The organism is Mucilaginibacter sp. OK098 (assembly GCF_900142915.1).
In the GTDB taxonomy this organism is placed as follows: Bacteria; Bacteroidota; Bacteroidia; order Sphingobacteriales; family Sphingobacteriaceae; genus Mucilaginibacter.
The window spans coordinates 527,011-546,457 of record NZ_FRCM01000002.1 but is presented as its reverse complement, the minus strand read 5'-3'; the positions used below and the strand labels follow the sequence as shown (position 1 = coordinate 546,457).

Genomic DNA, 19,447 nt, shown 5'->3' with positions numbered 1-19,447 from the left:
CAGGGCCGGTTTTTTATTGTAAAAACGTTAGTATTCTAACTTTCAGTTCCTGGCTCTGAATGAACACTATCATGAAAATGCCCTGATTTGTAAAAAATACGCATCATGCTTGGTAATACAATAAGCAATAATGGCAGCGCTACTAAAAAACCGCCAATTACCGCAATGGCCAAGGGCTGGTGCAGTTGTGCGCCTGCTCCAATGCCCAAAGCAAGTGGAGTTAATGCTATAATGGCCCCTAAAGCTGTCATCAGCTTGGGGCGCAGACGGGTTGAAATGGAATAGATAATCGCTTCATCCACAGTTTTTTCGCGTGCGCTTTCCCTGAATTGTAAAAAGGTAAATATGGCATTCTCGCCAATTATCCCAACAATCATTATCAACCCGGTGTAGCTGCCTACATTAAGTGGTGTATTGGTTAAATATAAAGCCAGAAAACTGCCTGCAATGCCCAAAACAGCCATTACCAGGATCAAAAATGCTATTCTGAACTGTTTGAACAGGAAGAGGATAACGCCAAATACCAGTAAGCTTGATGTAATAAGTATGATCAGGAGTTCTTTGAACGATTGTTGTTGCTCGGCATAAGCGCCACCATATTCAATGTGGTAGCCTCTTGGCAAAATTATTTTTTGAGAGATATTTTTCTGAATGGCCGGTATAACTGTGCCCAGATCGCTATTTTCCAAACGGGCGGTAATTACCCCCATTGATTGCAGATCCTGGCGATTTATTTCGGCGTCACCTGGTTTTATATCAACTGTGGCCAACTGGCTTATAGGTACCAGCCGTCCGTTATTTAAAAATATATTCAGGTTTTTTATAGCTGTTATATTTAAATACCTGTTACCAGGGTAAACCATGCGGATCGGCGATAGCTGTAGGGGTTCATACAGGTTTCCAACAACATTGCCATCCAAAGCGGTTTGGGCCTGAAATTGAAGGTTGTTAGGGGTAACGCCATACTGTGCAAGCTTTGTAAAATTGGGTAAAATACTAACTGAAGGGCCTGCAATTACAATGCCGTCAAAAACATCAGCAGTGCCTTTAACAGCAGTAACTTCAGCAGCAACTTGTTTTGAAAGTTGTTGCAGCGTTTGCTGGTCGTCACCAAATACTTTGATCTCAATTGGCTGGGTCGAGCTCATCAGGTCGCCAAGCATATCGGTTATTACCTGTCCAAAATCAACTCTTAAAGCGGGCTGCGTTTTTTCTATTTCGGCCCTTATATCGCTGGTTACTTCTTCGGTTGTTTTTGCACGATTCTTTTTTAGCTGGATCAGGTAATCACCGGTATTTGGTTCCGTTATAAAGAAGCCCATTTGGGTGCCGGTTCTGCGCGAGTATGTTGCCACATCCGGATGCTTGCTAATGGTTTTTTCCACTTCGCGCAGCATCCTGTCTGTTTCCTGAAGTGAGGTGCCTGGAGGCGAACTGTAATCCAGCACTATGCTTCCTTCGTCCATATCAGGCAAAAAGCCGGTTTTTAGATTTGATGGTATAAAAACAATGATTGCAATTAAGGCCAGCATTATAACAATGCTTATAAATGGGCGCAGTATAAAAAACGAAACCCATCCTTGCCTTTTTACCTCATGTGTTTCTTCCTTTACATCTGTTGAGTTATTGTGGTGGTTGCGTGTAAGAAACAGGTATATTACCGGTAAACCTATCCATGTTACAATAAACGAGCAGATAAGTGTAATGATCATGGTATTGGTCATTACTTTAAAATAAGCCCCTGCAACACCTGTCATCAGTAAAAAGGGTACAAATATTACAATTGTACTTACAGACGACCCTACCATGGCCGGGAAAAGATAATCAATAGCCTTTTTTAAAAGCCTGCTGGTTGGTTCGGTGGGGTGTTCTTCGTGTGTACGGTGTATTTGCTCAACAACTACAATGGCATCATCAATAATTAAACCTATTGCTGCAGCTATTGCGCCCAGTGTCATGATGTTGAATGAATACCCGATTATATAAAGTACAATAAGGGTAAGCCCCAGTGTTACCGGTATAGTGATCAGTATAGTAGCACTTGCCTTTAATGAGCGGAGGAAAATTATAGCTACAATAATGGCCAGCAATAAACCTATCCAAACACTATCGGTAACACTTTTAACCGAGTCGTTAACAAAGTCTGCCTGTACATAATAAGGCTTTATGGTTACGTCTTTAGGCAATATTTTTTGCAGGGCAGCTACTTTTGCTGTAATGTCTGTAGACAGGGTTATTAAATTAGCATTGGGTTGTTTAATAACTGCTACCAACACGCCATCATGCCCGTTGGCGTTAATTTTGGTGTACTCTATACCTTCATTTATCTGTATTGCAGCAATATCTTTTAACTGGATAACCCTTTTGCTGTTATTGCTCACTACTATATTTTCCAGCTGATCCTTAGCGCTTACAGTAGCATCAGTTACGGTAAGATAAAGCATTTTATAGTCAGACAGGTAGCCCTCTGATTTTATGAAGTTTGTTTGGCTAAGAGCATTGCTGATCATATCAGGCGTTAAGGAGAGCGAAGTCATCTTAACCTGGTTAAGCACCAGCCAGTATTCCTTGGTTTTACCGCCAATGATCCTTATTTCAGAAACACCGCTTACCTGCGAAAGGAATGGCTTTACCGTAAAAGTTGCCAGTTGTTTTAACTCGATAGGAGAGCGTTCATGGCTTTCGAGCGTGTACCCGCTAACTGGTAGTATAGAGGGATTCATCTTCTCAACAGATATGTTTACATCAGGCGGCAAGCTGTTTTGTATTTTGCTGATCTGTGATTCTATCTGTTGTTTGCTCAGGTCTATATCAGCGCTCCAATTCATATAAGCAGAGATCTCGGCACTTCCGCGGCTGGTAGTGCTGCGTACCATTTGTAAGTCGGGTACCTGCTTTATGGCATTTTCTAACGGTTTGGTTACCGTTATCATCATTTTGTTAACAGGCTGCAGGCCCGCATCAGCAATAACCTTTATTTTGGGAAAAGTTATCTCCGGAAAAAGTGATGTTTGGAGTTTGGTATAAGAAAATATTCCGCCCATTAAAATGAGCGATAATACCATCATGAGCGGTTTTCTGTAAAAGATAAAAAAGTTCTCTACCTTATCTACTGTTTTACCCATTATTGCACAATTTTAACTTTAGCAGTATCTGCTAAACCGTAATTTCCGCTTATAACTATCTTATCCTGGCTTGAAAATTTAGGCGACAATATTTCAACCCTGTCACCGCTTTCAATGCCTTTTGTTACTAGTGTTTTAACCGCCGTTGTCGCATTTATCAACTTCATTACCCAAAATTCAGTTTGTGTTTCGTTTGATAACAGTGCAGATTTGGGCAGCGATATTGTATTTGATTTGGCTGATTTAATTATACGTGCCCTGGCAACCAGATTTTCAGGGATGGGCGCAGTTGAATTTACCTTTAAAATCACCCCCTGTGTTTGCGAAAGGGTGTCGACCGTTGGCATAAAAGAAGCCACGCGGCCGGTTAGTTTTGTTCCGTCAGGAAGGGTAAGCTGTACGTCCTGGTTGCTTTTTACATTGCCGCGCATTTCATAAGGCAGCTGCATTATAAATGCAAAGCTCGATCTGTCACTTATTATCGCTAATTGTTCACCATCCTGTACATAATCGCCGGCCTGGTGACTCAGCTGGGTAATATAGCCATGTTCCGACGCTTTGATTTTATTTACACCCGAGAATTTGAACGTGGTATCAAGCACATTTATGCTGTTGCCAATGCTTTGGGCTTCCTTGGTTTTAATGGTGAAAAGTACTTCGCCTTTATTTACATAATGCCCAATTTTGGCATTAACTGTTTGTAAATATCCTATTGCATTTGCCTTTACAAAGTTTTTTTGCAGAAATGATGAAGTGGCATTAAGCTCGGTATAATTTACAAGAGCGCTCTCATCAATTGTGGTTACTTTAACCGGAGTTTCTGTAGCCGTCGGCGCTGCCGCGTCATCAGCTGCGGGTGCTGCACCGCTTTTGCATGATACATATACCAAAGCAATTGCTGCAAAACACAAGATATTTTTGAAACGGGAATAGGATGTATACAGATCTTTCATGTTATTTATTCCAGTAGTTTAATTGATTAATAAGCTGCATTTTATTAATAGTAGTTGTGGTACGCAGATTTTTTATGGTTAGATAATTGTTAACAGCCAGTATTAGGTCGGCAATACGCAGATCGCCGGTTTGTAAAAGCTGGTTATCAACCTTAATCAAACTTTCTGAATATTTTATTTGTTCGTCTATCTGGGCGAGCAGATTTTCATTTTCGCTGATCTGCTGTTTAAGCTGGGCTATTTGCTGATAGTATTGCGTATTAAAAAATGCCTTGTAGCTTTTTCGTGTTTCTTCTTCAAGAGATAGTTTGCGATACTGCATCTTTCGTTGGCCGCCATCATAAATAGGCATTGTAAAACTAAAGCCTGCGCTAACACCGAAGTTTTTATAAGCCTGCCCCATAAAGTCAGAATTATACCCGCCATCAGCTAAAATGTTTACTTTGGGTTTATAGCTAAAATCAATCAGTTGGCGACTATTGATCAGTTTAAGGCTGTCAAGTTTATATTGTTTGAAAAATATGCTGTTACTTATATCAGGCAGTACAGCACGCTGAATATCAGGATCCTGCAACTCGATCATGCTGGTATCAGCAATACCTGCTAAATAATTAAGGGTGCTATAATCGTTTTTATATTGCAACCTTGATTGCGACAGCTGTAGCTGCTGCTGCTTTAAGGTAACTAAAAAGGTAAGGTAGTCGCTTTGGCGATAAACATTGTTACGCGTAAGCTTTTTAAGCAAATCTTCCTCTTTAGTTAATAAGTCAACAACTTCCTGGCTAAACTTTACTTGCTGTAAGCTGCCATAAGCAGTAATATATTGGGCAGTAACCGCTTTCTTAAGGTCCTGTTCGGATATTTTAGCGGAATTGCCAACAGATTGGGATAATAAATTAATCGTTTCAATCTGCGCATTTACATTTTTTTTGCTGATGATGGCCTGGTTTGCACTCATTAAAGCATTGAATGTATGCACGTTTGTAATAGCGCCTGCATAAGCATAACCATCAATGCTGGGTGCATATAAGCCGCCGCTATTTAAATTGATTTGCGGTTTAAGGCCGGCACGCAAGCGTAAGCTATCAATTTGATTGGAGGCAACCTGGTTATGAAGATCTTTTAACAGTGGACTATTGCTTTTTGCTGTTTCCAAATAATGATCGAGCGTATAGGTTTGTGCAAGCGAAACAGAACAAGTAAATGTGAATAAAACAATGCTGAAAAATAATCTCATCCGGTAATTAAATAATGCCTTTGAAGTAGCTAAATTATAATATAATTCTGAATTAATTTGGGACCATTGTTTTAAATTGATTGATGGATTTCGCTGATTTATTAAAAAAGGAGCACTCGCCGGATAATGGAATATTGACAATATTGAAAGCTTGATTTAAATAAAATTCCTTAAATTTGATATGTACTTTTATTATTATAACATAATGACAACTATAACTTTGGAAATACCGGAAAGTGCCACTGATGATATTTCGAATTTGGTAAAGGCAAAAGGAGGTAATATTCTTAGTATTCACAATGACGATGAAGATTTATCAGAAAATGAGGTTGAACTTTTAAAAAGAGGGTTAAAAGAAGCCTTGTCCATAAAAGAAGGTAAAGTCAAATCTATTCCCTTTTCTGAACTTTGGAATGACTAACATCGTTGAAGTATCTCCTGAATTTAAAAGAGATATAAAGCCACTGGCTAAAAAGTATCACTCACTAAAAAAATCATTAAACGAACTTCAGGAAAAATTACTAGAAAACCCATACCTGGGGGTTTCATACGGTGGTAATGTTTACAAGGTTAGACTGGCTGATGAAAGTAAAGGGTCAGGCAAAAGTGGAGGATTTAGAGTATTATATTATCATTTGGAAAAAACAACTGAAGGGATCACTATATTATTAACTAACATCTATAATAAATCTGATATTGGTAACATCAAAAAAGTTGACGTTGTAAAACAATTGGAAGATATTGTAAAAGAATATAGACAAAGAAAATAGTTGTAAAATCACTACATAATCAAAATTTTACAATAAAGGTGTGGAAAGACCCTTCAAACAAGTACTCCAGCTTAAACCCAAAGTTCTCGCAGATCTGCCTCGAAATAGTCAATCCCAGTCCGCTGCCTTCAGATCCCGATGACTTATGAAAGCGGGTAAAGATCTTTTCATCTGGTAGAGACGCATTATCACCTGTATTTTTAATGATAAGGCTTTCCGCATTTAAATTGATAATGATGCTGCCTCCGTGCTGATTATGCCTTATTGCATTACTGATTAGGTTACTTAGCAAGATCTCGACCAAATACCGGCTGGCATAAATTTCTTTATCATCAAGCTCATAAGTTAGCTTTAAGTCCTTATCATTAAAGATCTCTTCAAACTGAATGATCATTTCATCAACCAGTTCCCGCAGGTTCATTTGCTGTTTATCATGCACCAGGCGGTTTTCAATTTTCACAAGCAATAATAACGATTGATTTAAGCGGTTCAGCCTTGACACGGCGCTATACAGGTCATTCAAAAGCTTACTTTGCCTGTCGCTAAAGTTTTCAGTTTGGATCAGGGTATCCAGCTTTGAGTTAATAACAGCAATAGGGGTAAGCAGTTCGTGCGAGGCGTTTTCAGTAAATACTTTAAGGTCCTGGTAATCATTTTTAGCTCTTGCCGCCATATCAATTACAGCATTATTCAGCTCTTTAAACTCATCAATATTATTATCCAGTTTTGGAATTTGCTTACTGTCAGCAATATTAAAAAGCCGCAATTCGCTCATTATATTATAAAAAGGTTGCCACAGCCGATTTAAAATTAAGCGGTTGGTTACCACTAAAACCAGTAATAAAAGCAGGATTACGCCAATAGTGATCAAGAAAATAAAGCGGATCAGATCTTCAGTTTCCACCTTCGACTCTACAATGAGTATTTTGTAATATTTATCACCAACCGTAACAGAACTTATTAAACCCCTGGCTGATTCATATTCCCCTTCGCGCCTGTGTTTGTGTTTTTTATGCTTCTCATCCTGCCCCCATTGTTTAAAATACATTGTATTTATAAACTCTCTTTTTACTGACCCAGGACTGGCAGGTGTAAAAGAGATCTGCTGATCGTTTGATTCAAAGGTTTGCGGTAAATGGTGGTTCAATTTTACGTAATCGAATATCTCCTGCTCTTCAACCACCAGGTCGGTATCTTTTTGTCCGGTAAGGATATAGCTGATGGCCTGGTAATAAATAATGCCGGTTATTAGCATTACTATTATTATGGTGATCAAATTTACCCGGTTATATTTGGCTAAAAGCTTCATTGAGCGGTAAACTTATAACCCATACCATATGCAGCCTGTATGTAATCATTACAACCAGCCTCCATTAATTTTTTACGGATATTTTTAATGTGCGAATAAATAAAATCAAAGTTATTGGCCATATCAATACCATCGCCCCATAAATGCTCGGCAATGGCATTTTTTGAAACTACTTTGCCTTTGTTGGCTATAAAATAAAGCAACAAGGCATATTCTTTACGGGTTAATTTTACAGATGTTGTACCCACCTTTACATCTTTAGCCAGCAGATCAATAGTGATCTCGTTAAATACAAGTAAGTTACTGCCATTATAGCTTTTACGCCTGATGATTGCCGAAACCCGTGCTTTTAATTCTGATAAATGAAATGGCTTTACCAGGTAGTCATCTGCGCCAATGTTTAATCCTTCCAGGCGGTCATCCAGTGAGTTTTTGGCAGAGATAATAAGTACACCATCCGGGTGGCTGTTTTCCTTTAAGCTTTTTAAAATGTCGATGCCGTTACCACCGGGCAGCGTAATATCCAGCAGGATACAATCATACCTGTAAAGGCTTACCTTACTTAATGCACTTTGATAGCTGCTTGCAGTTTCGCAAATATTGCCTGCTTCAGTAAAATATTCTTCAATACTTTCCCGCAGGCCTTCTTCATCTTCAATTACCAGTATTTTCAAAACGTTTTTTTGTTAAAGTTAACCGCTGATTTTGGATGATTGTTGGATTTCGTTGATTTTTTTTACTTCGAGCCAATTTTTGTACAGGTTTAGTAATTAGTTTCGCATCTAATCAGGCCTGATAATTGTGATTTCGCTGATGCAATTATATTGACGAACTTTAATCCTGATAATCATTAAAATCCTTAAATCGTGTTCTATGTGGTGGATCTATGCATTACTCTCCGCGTTTTTTGCAGCCCTTACTGCAATATTTGCAAAAGTTGGTATTAAAGGAGTTGATACCGACCTGGCAACTGCCATTCGTACTGTGGTAATTTTACTAATTGCATGGGCAATAGTAATTTTTAAAGGAGGCGCAAGTTCAATTGGGGGATTAACCCGCCAAAACTGGACCTTCCTGGTGCTTTCAGGCTGTGCTACGGGCTTGTCATGGATCTGCTATTTTAAGGCGCTGCAATTGGGAAAGGTATCGCAGGTTGCACCTATTGATAAGCTAAGCGTGGCACTTGCCATTATATTGGCGGTTGTGTTTTTAAAAGAAACAGTCAGTATTCCACAGGCTATTGGCGCTTTGATGATCATAGGCGGAAGCGTAGTGCTGATATTTGCCTAAGCCAGGTGGAATTGCACTGTGCATTCTTTTTTGCAATACACTGGCTAAAAGGGCTTTTTAACAAAAGTTTAAAACTATTGTGTTTCATTTCTGACAAAAGGTTGACATATGTAAATAAAAAAGATATCTTGCCCCTCATTAAATGAGGAAAAATTTATCGACCCTAATTATCCTTTTATCTTTAACTGCAGCGCTGCCTTGTGCTGCGCGCGCCAAAAAATCTAACAGAAACCATAAGGTTAATCACCACAAAATAGCTCGCGAAACGTTCTATAAACCCGTTTACCAATCTTCTTTCGGTACGGATAGTGTTACAGCAGATACCCTTTTAAATTTTGCTCAGAGTTTAATTGGAACCCGTTACCGCTCTGCAACATCCGATCCGTTGCGCGGCTTTGATTGCTCGGGCTTTGTTAGCTATGTTTTTAAGAATTTCAATTTTAATGTACCCCGCTCATCCTGCGAATTTATAAATGTAGGCGAAAAAGTGAGCCTTGAAGATGCTCGCCCCGGCGATATTATCATATTCACCAGCCCCACACACAGGCATAGAATCGGGCATGTTGGCATTGTATTAAGCAACGCCGTCGACGAATTTAAATTTATCCATTCCACATCTGGTAAAGAGCATGGCGTTACCATAACCGCCATGGATGCAACCTACAAACGCCGTTTTGTGCAAGTAGTGCGCTTGCTTAAACAAAATGATGTGATGCTGGCAAGCCAATAGATCATTTCCAAAGCTTTTAATTTAGGCGCAGCGTAATGCCGATCCCTGCCTTTAATTATTACCTATTGTAATAAATATGATACCTGATTTCAAAATTCAGTATTAATACAAAGTTACCGTACAATTTTGCCAATATGAATTATTGGATGCGCTTAATGAAAAATTTTGTACTGTTTTTGTTGCTGATTATTTGCTCGTTAGCTGTTAATGCCCAAAATGGCGGCTCAAATGATAAGGGTAAAATAAGTGGCAAGGTAACAGATGCAGTTACAAAAGCTGTGGTTGATTATGCTACTGTTGGTATTTATAAACAAGGCAGCACTTCACCATTTAACGGAGCAAGTACAGATACAAAGGGAAATTTTAGAATTGACAATATCTCACCAGGAGAATATACCATTAAGGTTGATTTTTTAGGTTATAAACAGCTTACTATTGAACATCTTGTTATTAGTAGCACAGCTAAGAGTTTAACATTGGGCAATATTATTATTTCACCGGTTCAAAGCCAGTTAAAGGGTGTGGTTATTAGCGCCAGTGCCCCAACTGTTGAAAATAAAATTGATAAGCTGGTTTATAACCCTGCAAATGATTTGACCGCACAGGGTGGTGTAGCTGTTGATGTATTAAGAAAAGTACCAATGGTAACCGTTGATATTGATGGTAATGTAGAGTTGCAGGGAAATGCAAATATTCGGTTTTTAATTAACGGAAAACCATCAAGCGTGTTTGGAGCAAGTTTAACAGATGCACTGCAAACGATTCCGGCCAGCGAGATTAAAAGCATTGAAGTGATTACCAGTCCGGGTGCAAAGTATGATGCTAACGGTACAGGAGGAATTATCAATATTATTTTAAAGGACAGTAAAGTACAGGGTGTAAATGGAACTGTTAATCTTTCAGCAGGAACCCGCCGTGAGAATGGTTCAGTTAATTTAAACATCCGTAAAGGTAATTTTGGCGTTAACGCATCTTTTAGCGGCAACGACCAGATCAATAGTACTACAATTAATACTAATGATAACCTATCCTACAATAAAACCCGTGATACTTCCAATCATTTACTTCAAACAGGTAGAAGCGCTTTTACAAGGGGGGGCTACAGATCGGGCTTAAGCTTTAACTGGAGCATTACCCAAAAAGATGAATTGACCGCCTCATTTGGGTATAATCATTTTGCTAACCATAATAGCGGGATCACCAACCAGGACCAAACCATAACCGCGCTGAGTACCAACAGCGTAGTATCTAATCTTCTTAGCACCCGGAATTCAGATAGCCGTTTTAGCGGAAAATACTTTGATTACAGTGTTGATTATAAAAAAACCTTTAATAAAGAAAACCAGGAACTGGATATATTATTCACATCAAGTTATGGAAATAACAGTTCAACGTTTTTTCAAAGACAGGATTTTCAGAACGGGCAGCCTTCATCAGGATCCCGTGGAAATAACCCCGGGAAAGATCATGAAACAGATATCTCTATTGATTACACCCAGCCTGTGAGCGAAGATTTTACAATAGAAACCGGGGCAAAAGCCGTGCTTGAAAATATTAATAATACGGTGGTTACAGATACGCTTTCAAACGGAGTTTTTGTACCGAATGCAAACCAAACCTACGGTTTTAACTATAACCGTAAAGTTTACGCCTATTACCTTTCAGCGTCATTCTCTTTATTCAATAAGTTTATTGACGGTAAAGCAGGCCTTAGAGATGAGTACACTTCAACTACTGCAAACTTTCCGGGCGCTAAAATTCCCGGCTATAATATTCTCGCGCCTTCGGCTGTGCTGTCTCATAAAATTGATAAAACACAATCTGTTAAGCTAAGCTACACCTATCGCATCGAACGGCCGGACTACGGTGATCTGAATCCATTTTATAATATAAGTGACCCTCATAACATAAGTAACGGAAATCCTAACTTAAGGCCCGAGGTTGGCCACAATTATGAGCTTGGTTATAACAAATCATTTGCAAAGGGAGGCAGTTTGTATGTAGCTGCGTTCTACCGTTACAACACCAATGATCTGCAATCCTACACTACGTACTATGATTCCTTAACCATACAGGGTACCAAATATTCAAATGTTTATTTAAATCAACGCTTTAACATTGGAACAGAGGTTACTGAGGGCATTAGCCTATTTGGTTCGGTACCTGTTACTGAAAAACTAAACCTGCGTTCAAATGTAATGCTGGGCGACAGGATAACTACCAACCCGGGTAATCCCACTGTTAGTGGCTTTACTTACCGTATCAATTTAAATGCTTCTTACGAATTCGGTCATGACTTTACTGCTGAAGTATTTGGAAATTATAATTCCTCACAAAGAACTATACAGGGTACCAGGCCTGCATTTGTATTTTATAACCTGGCTGTGCGTAAGCAATTTATGGATAAAAAGCTAAGCTTAGGCTTAACTGCTGCCGATCCGTTTACCTCATACGTTAATTTAACCTCAACAACCTCAGGCGCTTTATTTAACCAGACAAGTATGAGGCAAATTCCGTTCCGTTCATTCGGCATTACCTTTAGTTACAAATTTGGCAAACTTGAATTTAAAAAGGATAAAAAAGATGATAATAATGTGCCGGATGATGGTGGTGGAGGTAGTGGCGGGGGTAAATAATGGCATCTGATTATTTATTTTTATACCAGATTTATATAGAACCTTTAATTAATCATATTTAAAAAGCACTATTATGAAACCAATCCTTAAACCGTTTTGCATGCTATTAATTAGCATGGCAATAGGCACCCCAATTCATCTGTTTGCCCAAAAGAAAACCGGGTTTAAAGTTCTAAATGATTTTCCCATCAAAAGCACCGGCGGCTGGGATTATATTACCGTTGATGGTGCAAGTAAGCGTATTTATGTATCGCATGGTATGCAGGTTAATATTTTAGATGTAGCAACAGGCGATTCTGTTGGTGTGATCCCAGATACTAAAGGCGTACACGGGATAGCCTTAGCTTCAGACCTGAATAAAGGTTATACAAGCAATGGCAGAGCAAACACAGTTACTGTTTTTGATTTGAAAACCAACCAGGTTTTAAAACAAATTGCTGCAGGAACTAATCCTGATGCTATTTTTTATGACGAGTTTTCCAGGAAAGTTTATGCCTTTAATGGCCGTAGTAAAGACGCTACAGTAATTGACGCTGCAAGTGATATAGTGGTTGCAACTATCCCTTTAGGCGGAAAGCCGGAGACGGGTGTATCTGACGGTAAGGGAAAGGTTTTTGTTAATATTGAAGATACCAATGAAGAGGTTGAAATTGACGCCACAACCTTTAAAATATTAAACAGATGGAAACTTGACGGCGGTGAAGAGCCTTCAGGCCTGGCAATGGACCGCAAAACAAGCCGTCTTTTTATAGGCTGCGGCGGTAATAAAACCATGATTGTGCTGGATGCAACCAATGGTAAAATACTAGGAAAATTCCCTATTGGCGGTTGTGATGGCGTTGCCTTTGACCCTGAATTAAAACAAGCTTATGCCTCAAACGGCGAGGGTACTATATCTGTGATCCGGGAGTTAAGCGCCGATAAATTTGAGTTTGTTGAGAATATTCCAACTGAAAGAGGGGCAAGGACAATTGGTATTGATATACTTACCCATAAGCTATATTTACCTACAGCCCAAACGAAACCTGTTGAGCCAACAGCTGATAATGCGCATCCAAGACCGCAGCAAATTCCGGGTACTTTTCATATAGTTGTGGTTGGAAAATAACCTTTAAAAAAGACTCCCTCTGCGGGCTGTGTCCACACAGCCCGCTAAAGGACATGGAACCACTGGATTTAAACTCCGGGTATCAAAAGACTCCCCGCGGGCTGTGTCCACACAGCCCGCTATAGGACATGGAACCGCCGGATTTAAACTCCGGGATCAAAAGACTCTCCGCGAGCTGTGTCCTCACAGCCCGTCGTAGGACAGGGAACCGCCAGATTTAAACTCCGGGTATCAATTGACTTTGTTTCTTTTTAATAATCTGCATTTTCAATTATCTATAAAACCAAACTTGTATTTTAGCTCCTGCTAAATATTTAAGTGGACGAACAACCTATCAACATAAAAACACCTGCGCAATTACGGATTGGGTGTGCCATATTTTATTTTATTTCGGGAATTGGATATTCAACCTGGGCATCGCGCATCCCAACCATAAAGCATCAGCTAAATTTAAACGAAGCACAATTAGGTACCGTATTGTTTGCCTTACCGGTTGGGCTTATGTTAACCATGCCGGTTACCAATGCCTTATTACGCAAATACACCAGCAGGAGCGTTATGCTTTTTGGCTCGGTATTTTTATGCGTGCTGCTTGCTTTGATAGGTATCACAAGTAATATGTGGCAGTTAATAGTAGTGCTGTTTTTCTTTGGCTCGGCACGTAACCTCATGACGCTTTCAATAAACACACAGGGCGTTGCTGTGCAACAGCTTTATACAAAGTCTATAATGGCAACTTTTCACGGTATCTGGAGTTTGGCAGGGTTTGCTGGCGCCGCTGTTGGCTATTTAATGGTGTACTTTAATATAGGGGTGCCATACCATTTTTTGTTTGTTAGTATTGCCCTTTTTGTGGTTACGTTTTATTTTATTAAAGATACTATTGATCAAAAACCGATCCCGCAAAGCCGTAGGCCCATATTCTCCTTACCCGATAAATACCTCCTCAAATTTTCGCTCATCTGTTTTGCCAGCATGGCCTGCGAAAATGCCATGTACGATTGGAGCGCCATCTATTTTCAAAAAGCCGTTCACGCTGAAAAAGCCACCGCCACCGCAGCCTTTGTAATTTACATGGTAGCCATGACTACAGGCCGTTTTGTGGGCGATAAGCTGGTTACCCGCCTGGGCATAAAAACGGTGCTAAGGTTTAGCGGCATCTTTATTTTTTGCGGATTGCTGCTGGCCGTAATATTGCCATACACCGTTACTGCTATGCTGGGCTTTATACTGGTAGGGCTTGGAGTATCCTGCGTTGTACCTATGATATTCAGCCTGGCAGGTAAATCAACAAGTATGAGCAGTTCATCCGCTTTGGCTTCAATTTCAACTATTGGCTATATTGGTTTTTTGCTTGTACCGCCGTTTGTGGGTTATATTGCCCACGCTTCAAGTATCCGCTGGTCGTTTGGCATCATAGCTTTGTTTGGCGCAATGATAGTGTTACTGGTATCAAAAATAAAAGAAGACAGCAGTCAACAGGAAGAAGCATCAGCCTATTTACCAGAAAATTAGTTTAACTAAATTATAAGTTATTCAAATTTATTGCGTTATCACACCTTATGCGCACCCTTAAACTTATCGCAAGGTTTTACCGCGGAGTATTTTTAGCTAACTTTTTGGTTACCCTTAGTTGCATAGGTATTATAAGCTATTATGGCACCCACGCTCATAAACTAATGGGATTCTTATTTTGGTTTAAGGTTATTACCATAGGCATGATATTTTCAACAGCCATTTATTATCAAAAAAAGGAAATGTATTACTACCAAAACCTGGGTGTATCAAAGCTTAAGCTGGGTGTTACAACCTCATTGTTTGATTTTTTGCTTTGGCTTTTTATAATTATAAATGCTTACCGATGATCCACACCCTTGAAGCAGATGGCATCCAGCTTGATTTCGGCATGAGGCGTATCCTGTCTGATGTTTATTTAAAGTGCGAAACCGGTAAAATATCCGGTCTGCTGGGTCGCAACGGGCAGGGTAAAACTTGTTTAATGAATATTATATTGGGTACACTAAACTCATCCAGCAATTCGATCAGGTTTGATGGGAATGTGATCCGTAAGGTTAGCAAACGCCCCGACTTGTTATTATACCTCCCCCAATTTAATTTTATCCCAAAAGAGCTTACCGTTAAAAAAGTACTGGACGATTTTGAACTATCTAACGCCGACCTGGAAACCCGTTTCCCCGAGTTTAAGGGAAGATGTGATTTGAAAGTAAACCAGCTCTCCGGGGGCCAGTGGCGCACACTGGAGCTGTACATTATAGTAAAAACACCATCGCTGTTTGCCATGCTGGATGAGCCTTTTACGCACCTGAACCCTATCCAGATAGAAAATATAAAGGCGTTTTTACTGGAAGAAAAAGCAAACAAAGGCTTTTTAATAACCGACCACATGTATACCCACCTGCTTGATATAAGCAATACGGTGTATTTATTAAAAGATGGCCGCACTCATCTCACCAAAACAGTTGAAGATTTGGAAGAACTGGGGTATATAAGGATAGGGCATTGACGCTGATGGTAATTTGGGCAGACAGGTGTACAGGTATAAGGTGGAGTTGCTTAAACGAGAAATATTATTCTGAAAATTGTTTTTATTGCATAATTAATGCAAACAATTTATTTACTATCTTTATTTATTGCTTTAGGGGATATATCCTTAATGCAATAAAAAAATATTAACCTGACCGCATGTTATCGCGCAACAGATGTCAAAATTCCGATAATTCATTAAAAAGATCATTACAATACTTATTTATTAGGATTGATTCTGCAACCATCAGCGCTGAACCGGGGATAAATCCGGATGCTATCAATCTACCGGTTATCAAATCATATTAAAAAAATAGCAGGGATTACCGCTACGCCAACAGTTGCTGCTTGACGGTTACCACCTGCCGGAATTACACCGGCCACCGGTTTTAAAATACATGCTTGAATAAAGCATTTAAAGATACTTCTCGAGAAAGTAAAGGAGCATGCACTTTTAAAATACATGCAGCCTAAATACTGGGGCTTGGAGCCGGTGAAATTAACTATTATTTAATAAATGATTTATGTCTAAATTTAACAAGCTCAGCAGAGCTGAAATGAAAAATGTAACAGGCGGGTATCAAAACCCAAATTGTCATATAGTTTGTTCGGCATCAGGAGTGATAATTGATCAGTTTTATACAGCAAGCTGCAATCCAGACCCAGTGGTGCAATGTCAAGCAATTTACAAAGATCATGGTACTACTAGTGCCACATGTACCTGCAATCCAGCAGCATAATAATACTGTCAAACCCGGCTTAATTATAGTTGGGTTTGATTAATTATTAAATAAAGAACTAACCTGGTTTGCTTATTTTCAAAGCATTTCTCCAATAATTATTTTACTACCCTTAGCTGTAACAGGCCAGATAAATATAAAGTGTCTTATTGGGTAGCTATTGATAATATTGACGCTGATTTAGGCAGGCAGTTATTCAGATATAAGGTGGAATAGGGTTAAACGAAAAATATTATTCTGAAAATTGCTCTTACGACATAATTAATACCAATAATTTATCAATAATTTTTATTTATTGCTTTAAGAGATATATCTTTAAGGCAATAAATAAATATTAACCTGACCGCATGCTATCACATAACAGACCTCAAAATTCCGATAATTCAATAAAAAGATCATTACAATACTTATTTCACATAGCTGATTCTGCAACTATCAACCACCAATCAGGTGCAAAGCCAGATCCTGTCAATTTGCTGATTCTCAAATCATGTAACGTACAAAAAGCAGGGGTTACCGATACATGTTGATTTTCTCTAAAGTTTATTTTAAATTGGCTTAATATTTATTTTTTAACCTTAACTTGTTTTTTATCCTATACCTATGTTGTTATTCTCCAGATTACAAAATCCCGATGCTGCCGTTAATAAGTTATTAAAAGAACTTTCGATAACAATTGATGCGGAAACTATCAATGCCGAGTTAGAAAAACATCCCGATTACCCAAGTCTGCTGGCAATAAGTGATGTACTAAGTGCATTTAATATTGAAAATGCCGCTTACAGGGTAGATCTCGAAAACCTGGCAAATGTACCCTGCCCCTTTATTGCCCACACAAATATTAATGCCGGTGATTTTTTAGTGGTAAATAAAATGGATGACGATAAGGTTACCGTATCCAGCGAAAAATGGAACAACCATAAACTGAGCCTTGATGAATTTAAAAAATTATTCAAAGGCATAGTTTTAACCGCCGAACCATCTGACGATTTTAAAACCACTAAAACGCTTTCAACAACATTAGCCGCAATAAAAACTCCGGCAATAGCAGCAGGGTTATTATTGATCTTTGCATCAGCGGTTTTTGTTAGTGGTTATTTTACAAACCTAAACTGGCAAACACTGCTCTTAACTGTTTTTAAAACAGCCGGGTTAATCACATCCATATTATTACTGATACAATCAATTGATAGTAACAATCCGCTGGTGCAAAAGCTGTGTCGGGGTGGTAGCAAAACCAATTGTAACGCCATATTATCATCAAAAGCGGCAAAAGTATTTGAAGGGCTTACCTGGAGCGAGGTAGGCTTTTTTTATTTTGCAGGTACATGGCTGCTGTTGTTATTTGGCGGTGGTTCAGTAACTATTTGGTGGGCACTGGCAATTTTAAACGTTATAAGCTTGCCATATACTTTTTATTCAATTTACTACCAGGCCCGGGTAGCAAAACAATGGTGCGTGCTATGCTGTACTGTACAGGCATTATTATGGCTGGAGTTTATTCCATTACTTTTTAACACACTCTCTCCCGGAGAGGGCGGGGGCGAGGCTTCATTAGTTGCGGCCATAAGTACAATGATTATCTGCCTCCTTATCCCTGTTATTTTATGGTTGCTTTTAAAGCCCCTGTTCTTAAAACTACAGCAATTGCAGCCTTTAAAACAGCAACTGCGTAAATTTAAATATAATACCGACCTGTTTAATAATACATTAACAGCACAACCCAAGTACGCCCAGCCCGATGATGCGTGGAGCATTGTTTTAGGCAACGTTGAGGCTGAAAATATTATTACCATGGTAAGTAATCCCTATTGCGGGCCATGTGCAAAGGCTCATAATGAACTGGCTGAATTGCTGGAGCACCGCGATGATATACAGGCCCGCATAGTTTTTACTGCCAATAATACGGATGAAGATATAAAAACGCCGGTAAGCCGCCACCTGATGGCCTTAAATGCAAACCCTGATAAAACAATAGTAAAACAAGCCCTGCACGATTGGTACGAACAAAAACAAAAGAGCTACGAAGCCTGGGCAAAGGTTTACCCCGTACAATTAGTTGAGGCTGATTTTCACAAACTTGATAAACAAAAAACATGGTGTGAAATGGCAGAGGTAACCTTTACGCCAACGATGCTGCTTAACGGTTACCGCCTGCCAGATCTGTACCAGCTCCCCGATTTAAAATACATGCTTGAATAGGCATATAAAGATACTTCCCGAAAAGTAAAGGAGCATGCACTTTACAATACATGCAGCCTGAATACCGGGGCGTGGATTCGGTATAATTAATCAAATTATAATAATTTAAGTTTATGTCAAAGTTTAACAAACTCAGCAGAGCTGAGATGAGAAATGTGACAGGCGGGGACTTCGCTACCTGTACTTACCAATGTCCCGGACCAGGGGGGCAGTTGCTGGTGATTCCATTTCAGCCATGTACATATTGCTTTACTTCGCCGAGTTACGGCTGTCCTTCAGGTTACACAACTGGAGCAACCTGTGACTATGACCGTAATTTGCCTGATTAAGTATCATCATACTTTGTGCACAAAAGTAAAAGAGCATGCCCTTTAAAGTACATGCCACCAGCCGGGGTGTTACTGGTAAAAACTAAAATATTCTTATATGAAAAAGCAACAAAGATTAAGCAGAGATGAAATGAAAAACGTTACAGGCGGGATCAGGCAGGACCAGGTTTGGGTTATTTGTAATGTAAATGGTACTCAAACCCAGGAATTAAGTCCGTGCGCCCCATGCCCTTATTGCACAACAGGTACTTTCGTAAGATATGCCTATTCAGGAGATGAGACCCGTTGTCCTTGCCTGTTATAAATCAGGCCTTCTACAATACTGGCAATTAGTATTTACTAACTGCCAATATACCTCAATGAGTTGTTTTGAATATCAACCGGTAAGTGATGCTGCTAAAACAATAGGCCGCCTTCACAAAAAAAGTAAAGGAGCATGCACTTTTTAAAACATGCCGTAGACCATAGCGATTA

Annotated in this window: 17 protein-coding genes; 12 read left to right on the top strand and 5 right to left on the bottom strand. The window is 39.3% G+C overall.

Translation table 11 applies throughout. The annotated features are described in order from the left end of the window. Nucleotides 1–35: 35 nt before the first annotated feature. From BUE31_RS09510 to BUE31_RS09500, 3 genes are read right to left on the bottom strand one after another with little or no spacing between them, the layout of a single operon-like run. A complete protein-coding gene (locus tag BUE31_RS09510; protein ID WP_073402736.1) occupies nt 36–3,125 on the bottom strand; it encodes an efflux RND transporter permease subunit in 3,090 nt (1,029 codons plus the stop codon). Then, nucleotides 3,125–4,078: an efflux RND transporter periplasmic adaptor subunit gene (locus BUE31_RS09505; protein WP_083619587.1), complete on the bottom strand. Its 954-nt coding sequence runs from the start codon at nt 4,076–4,078 to the stop codon at nt 3,125–3,127. The genes BUE31_RS09510 and BUE31_RS09505 overlap by 1 nt, the downstream gene beginning before the upstream one ends. Before the next feature lies 1 nt (nt 4,079). Continuing rightward, nucleotides 4,080–5,315 (bottom strand): TolC family protein, encoded by a 1,236-nt coding sequence (locus BUE31_RS09500; protein ID WP_073403137.1) that lies wholly within the window; start codon nt 5,313–5,315, stop codon nt 4,080–4,082. A 205-nt stretch (nt 5,316–5,520) separates the two neighbouring features. On the opposite strand from BUE31_RS09500, the gene BUE31_RS09495 reads away from it, so the two are divergent. Together BUE31_RS09495 and BUE31_RS09490 are read left to right on the top strand one after the other, a co-directional pair. After that, nucleotides 5,521–5,736 (top strand): hypothetical protein, encoded by a 216-nt coding sequence (locus BUE31_RS09495; RefSeq protein ID WP_073402733.1) that lies wholly within the window; start codon nt 5,521–5,523, stop codon nt 5,734–5,736. Continuing rightward, nucleotides 5,729–6,085, top strand: a complete 357-nt coding sequence (locus BUE31_RS09490; RefSeq protein ID WP_073402728.1) for a type II toxin-antitoxin system RelE/ParE family toxin — start codon at nt 5,729–5,731, stop codon at nt 6,083–6,085. Before BUE31_RS09495 ends, BUE31_RS09490 begins: the two co-directional genes overlap by 8 nt. Before the next feature lie 19 nt (nt 6,086–6,104). Here the strand turns inward: BUE31_RS09490 and BUE31_RS09485 are convergent, their stop codons facing one another. Both BUE31_RS09485 and BUE31_RS09480 read right to left on the bottom strand, forming a co-directional pair. Further along, a complete protein-coding gene (locus BUE31_RS09485) occupies nt 6,105–7,394 on the bottom strand; it encodes a sensor histidine kinase (protein WP_073402726.1) in 1,290 nt (429 codons plus the stop codon). Further along, nucleotides 7,391–8,068 carry a response regulator transcription factor gene (locus tag BUE31_RS09480; protein WP_073402724.1) on the bottom strand — a complete coding sequence of 226 codons (678 nt, stop codon included), beginning with the start codon at nt 8,066–8,068 and terminating at the stop codon, nt 7,391–7,393. Before BUE31_RS09480 ends, BUE31_RS09485 begins: the two co-directional genes overlap by 4 nt. Nucleotides 8,069–8,267: 199 nt before the next feature. On the opposite strand from BUE31_RS09480, the gene BUE31_RS09475 reads away from it, so the two are divergent. From BUE31_RS09475 to BUE31_RS30665, 10 genes are all read left to right on the top strand, one after another. Further along, nucleotides 8,268–8,684 (top strand): EamA family transporter, encoded by a 417-nt coding sequence (locus BUE31_RS09475; RefSeq protein WP_073402722.1) that lies wholly within the window; start codon nt 8,268–8,270, stop codon nt 8,682–8,684. A gap of 142 nt (nt 8,685–8,826) precedes the next feature. Next, entirely contained in the window at nt 8,827–9,414 is a 588-nt protein-coding gene (locus BUE31_RS09470) for a C40 family peptidase (RefSeq protein WP_073402721.1), read from the top strand. Between the two features lie 155 nt (nt 9,415–9,569). Then, nucleotides 9,570–12,050 (top strand): TonB-dependent receptor, encoded by a 2,481-nt coding sequence (locus BUE31_RS09465; protein WP_073403135.1) that lies wholly within the window; start codon nt 9,570–9,572, stop codon nt 12,048–12,050. A 73-nt stretch (nt 12,051–12,123) separates the two neighbouring features. Continuing rightward, nucleotides 12,124–13,158 (top strand): YncE family protein, encoded by a 1,035-nt coding sequence (locus tag BUE31_RS09460; RefSeq protein WP_073402719.1) that lies wholly within the window; start codon nt 12,124–12,126, stop codon nt 13,156–13,158. 318 nt (nt 13,159–13,476) lie between these two features. After that, entirely contained in the window at nt 13,477–14,673 is a 1,197-nt protein-coding gene (locus BUE31_RS09455; protein ID WP_073402712.1) for an MFS transporter, read from the top strand. 164 nt (nt 14,674–14,837) lie between these two features. Then, nucleotides 14,838–15,023, top strand: coding sequence for a hypothetical protein (locus tag BUE31_RS31395; RefSeq protein ID WP_234997781.1), 186 nt, complete (start codon nt 14,838–14,840; stop codon nt 15,021–15,023). Next, nucleotides 15,020–15,682: an ATP-binding cassette domain-containing protein gene (locus BUE31_RS09445; protein ID WP_073402707.1), complete on the top strand. Its 663-nt coding sequence runs from the start codon at nt 15,020–15,022 to the stop codon at nt 15,680–15,682. Before BUE31_RS31395 ends, BUE31_RS09445 begins: the two co-directional genes overlap by 4 nt. A gap of 1,363 nt (nt 15,683–17,045) precedes the next feature. Continuing rightward, nucleotides 17,046–18,644, top strand: a complete 1,599-nt coding sequence (locus tag BUE31_RS09440; RefSeq protein ID WP_073402705.1) for a cysteine peptidase family C39 domain-containing protein — start codon at nt 17,046–17,048, stop codon at nt 18,642–18,644. Between the two features lie 113 nt (nt 18,645–18,757). Continuing rightward, nucleotides 18,758–18,973, top strand: a complete 216-nt coding sequence (locus tag BUE31_RS31670) for a hypothetical protein (protein WP_073402704.1) — start codon at nt 18,758–18,760, stop codon at nt 18,971–18,973. A 97-nt stretch (nt 18,974–19,070) separates the two neighbouring features. Then, nucleotides 19,071–19,277, top strand: a complete 207-nt coding sequence (locus tag BUE31_RS30665; protein WP_143167071.1) for a bacteriocin-like protein — start codon at nt 19,071–19,073, stop codon at nt 19,275–19,277. Nucleotides 19,278–19,447: the final 170 nt, after the last annotated feature.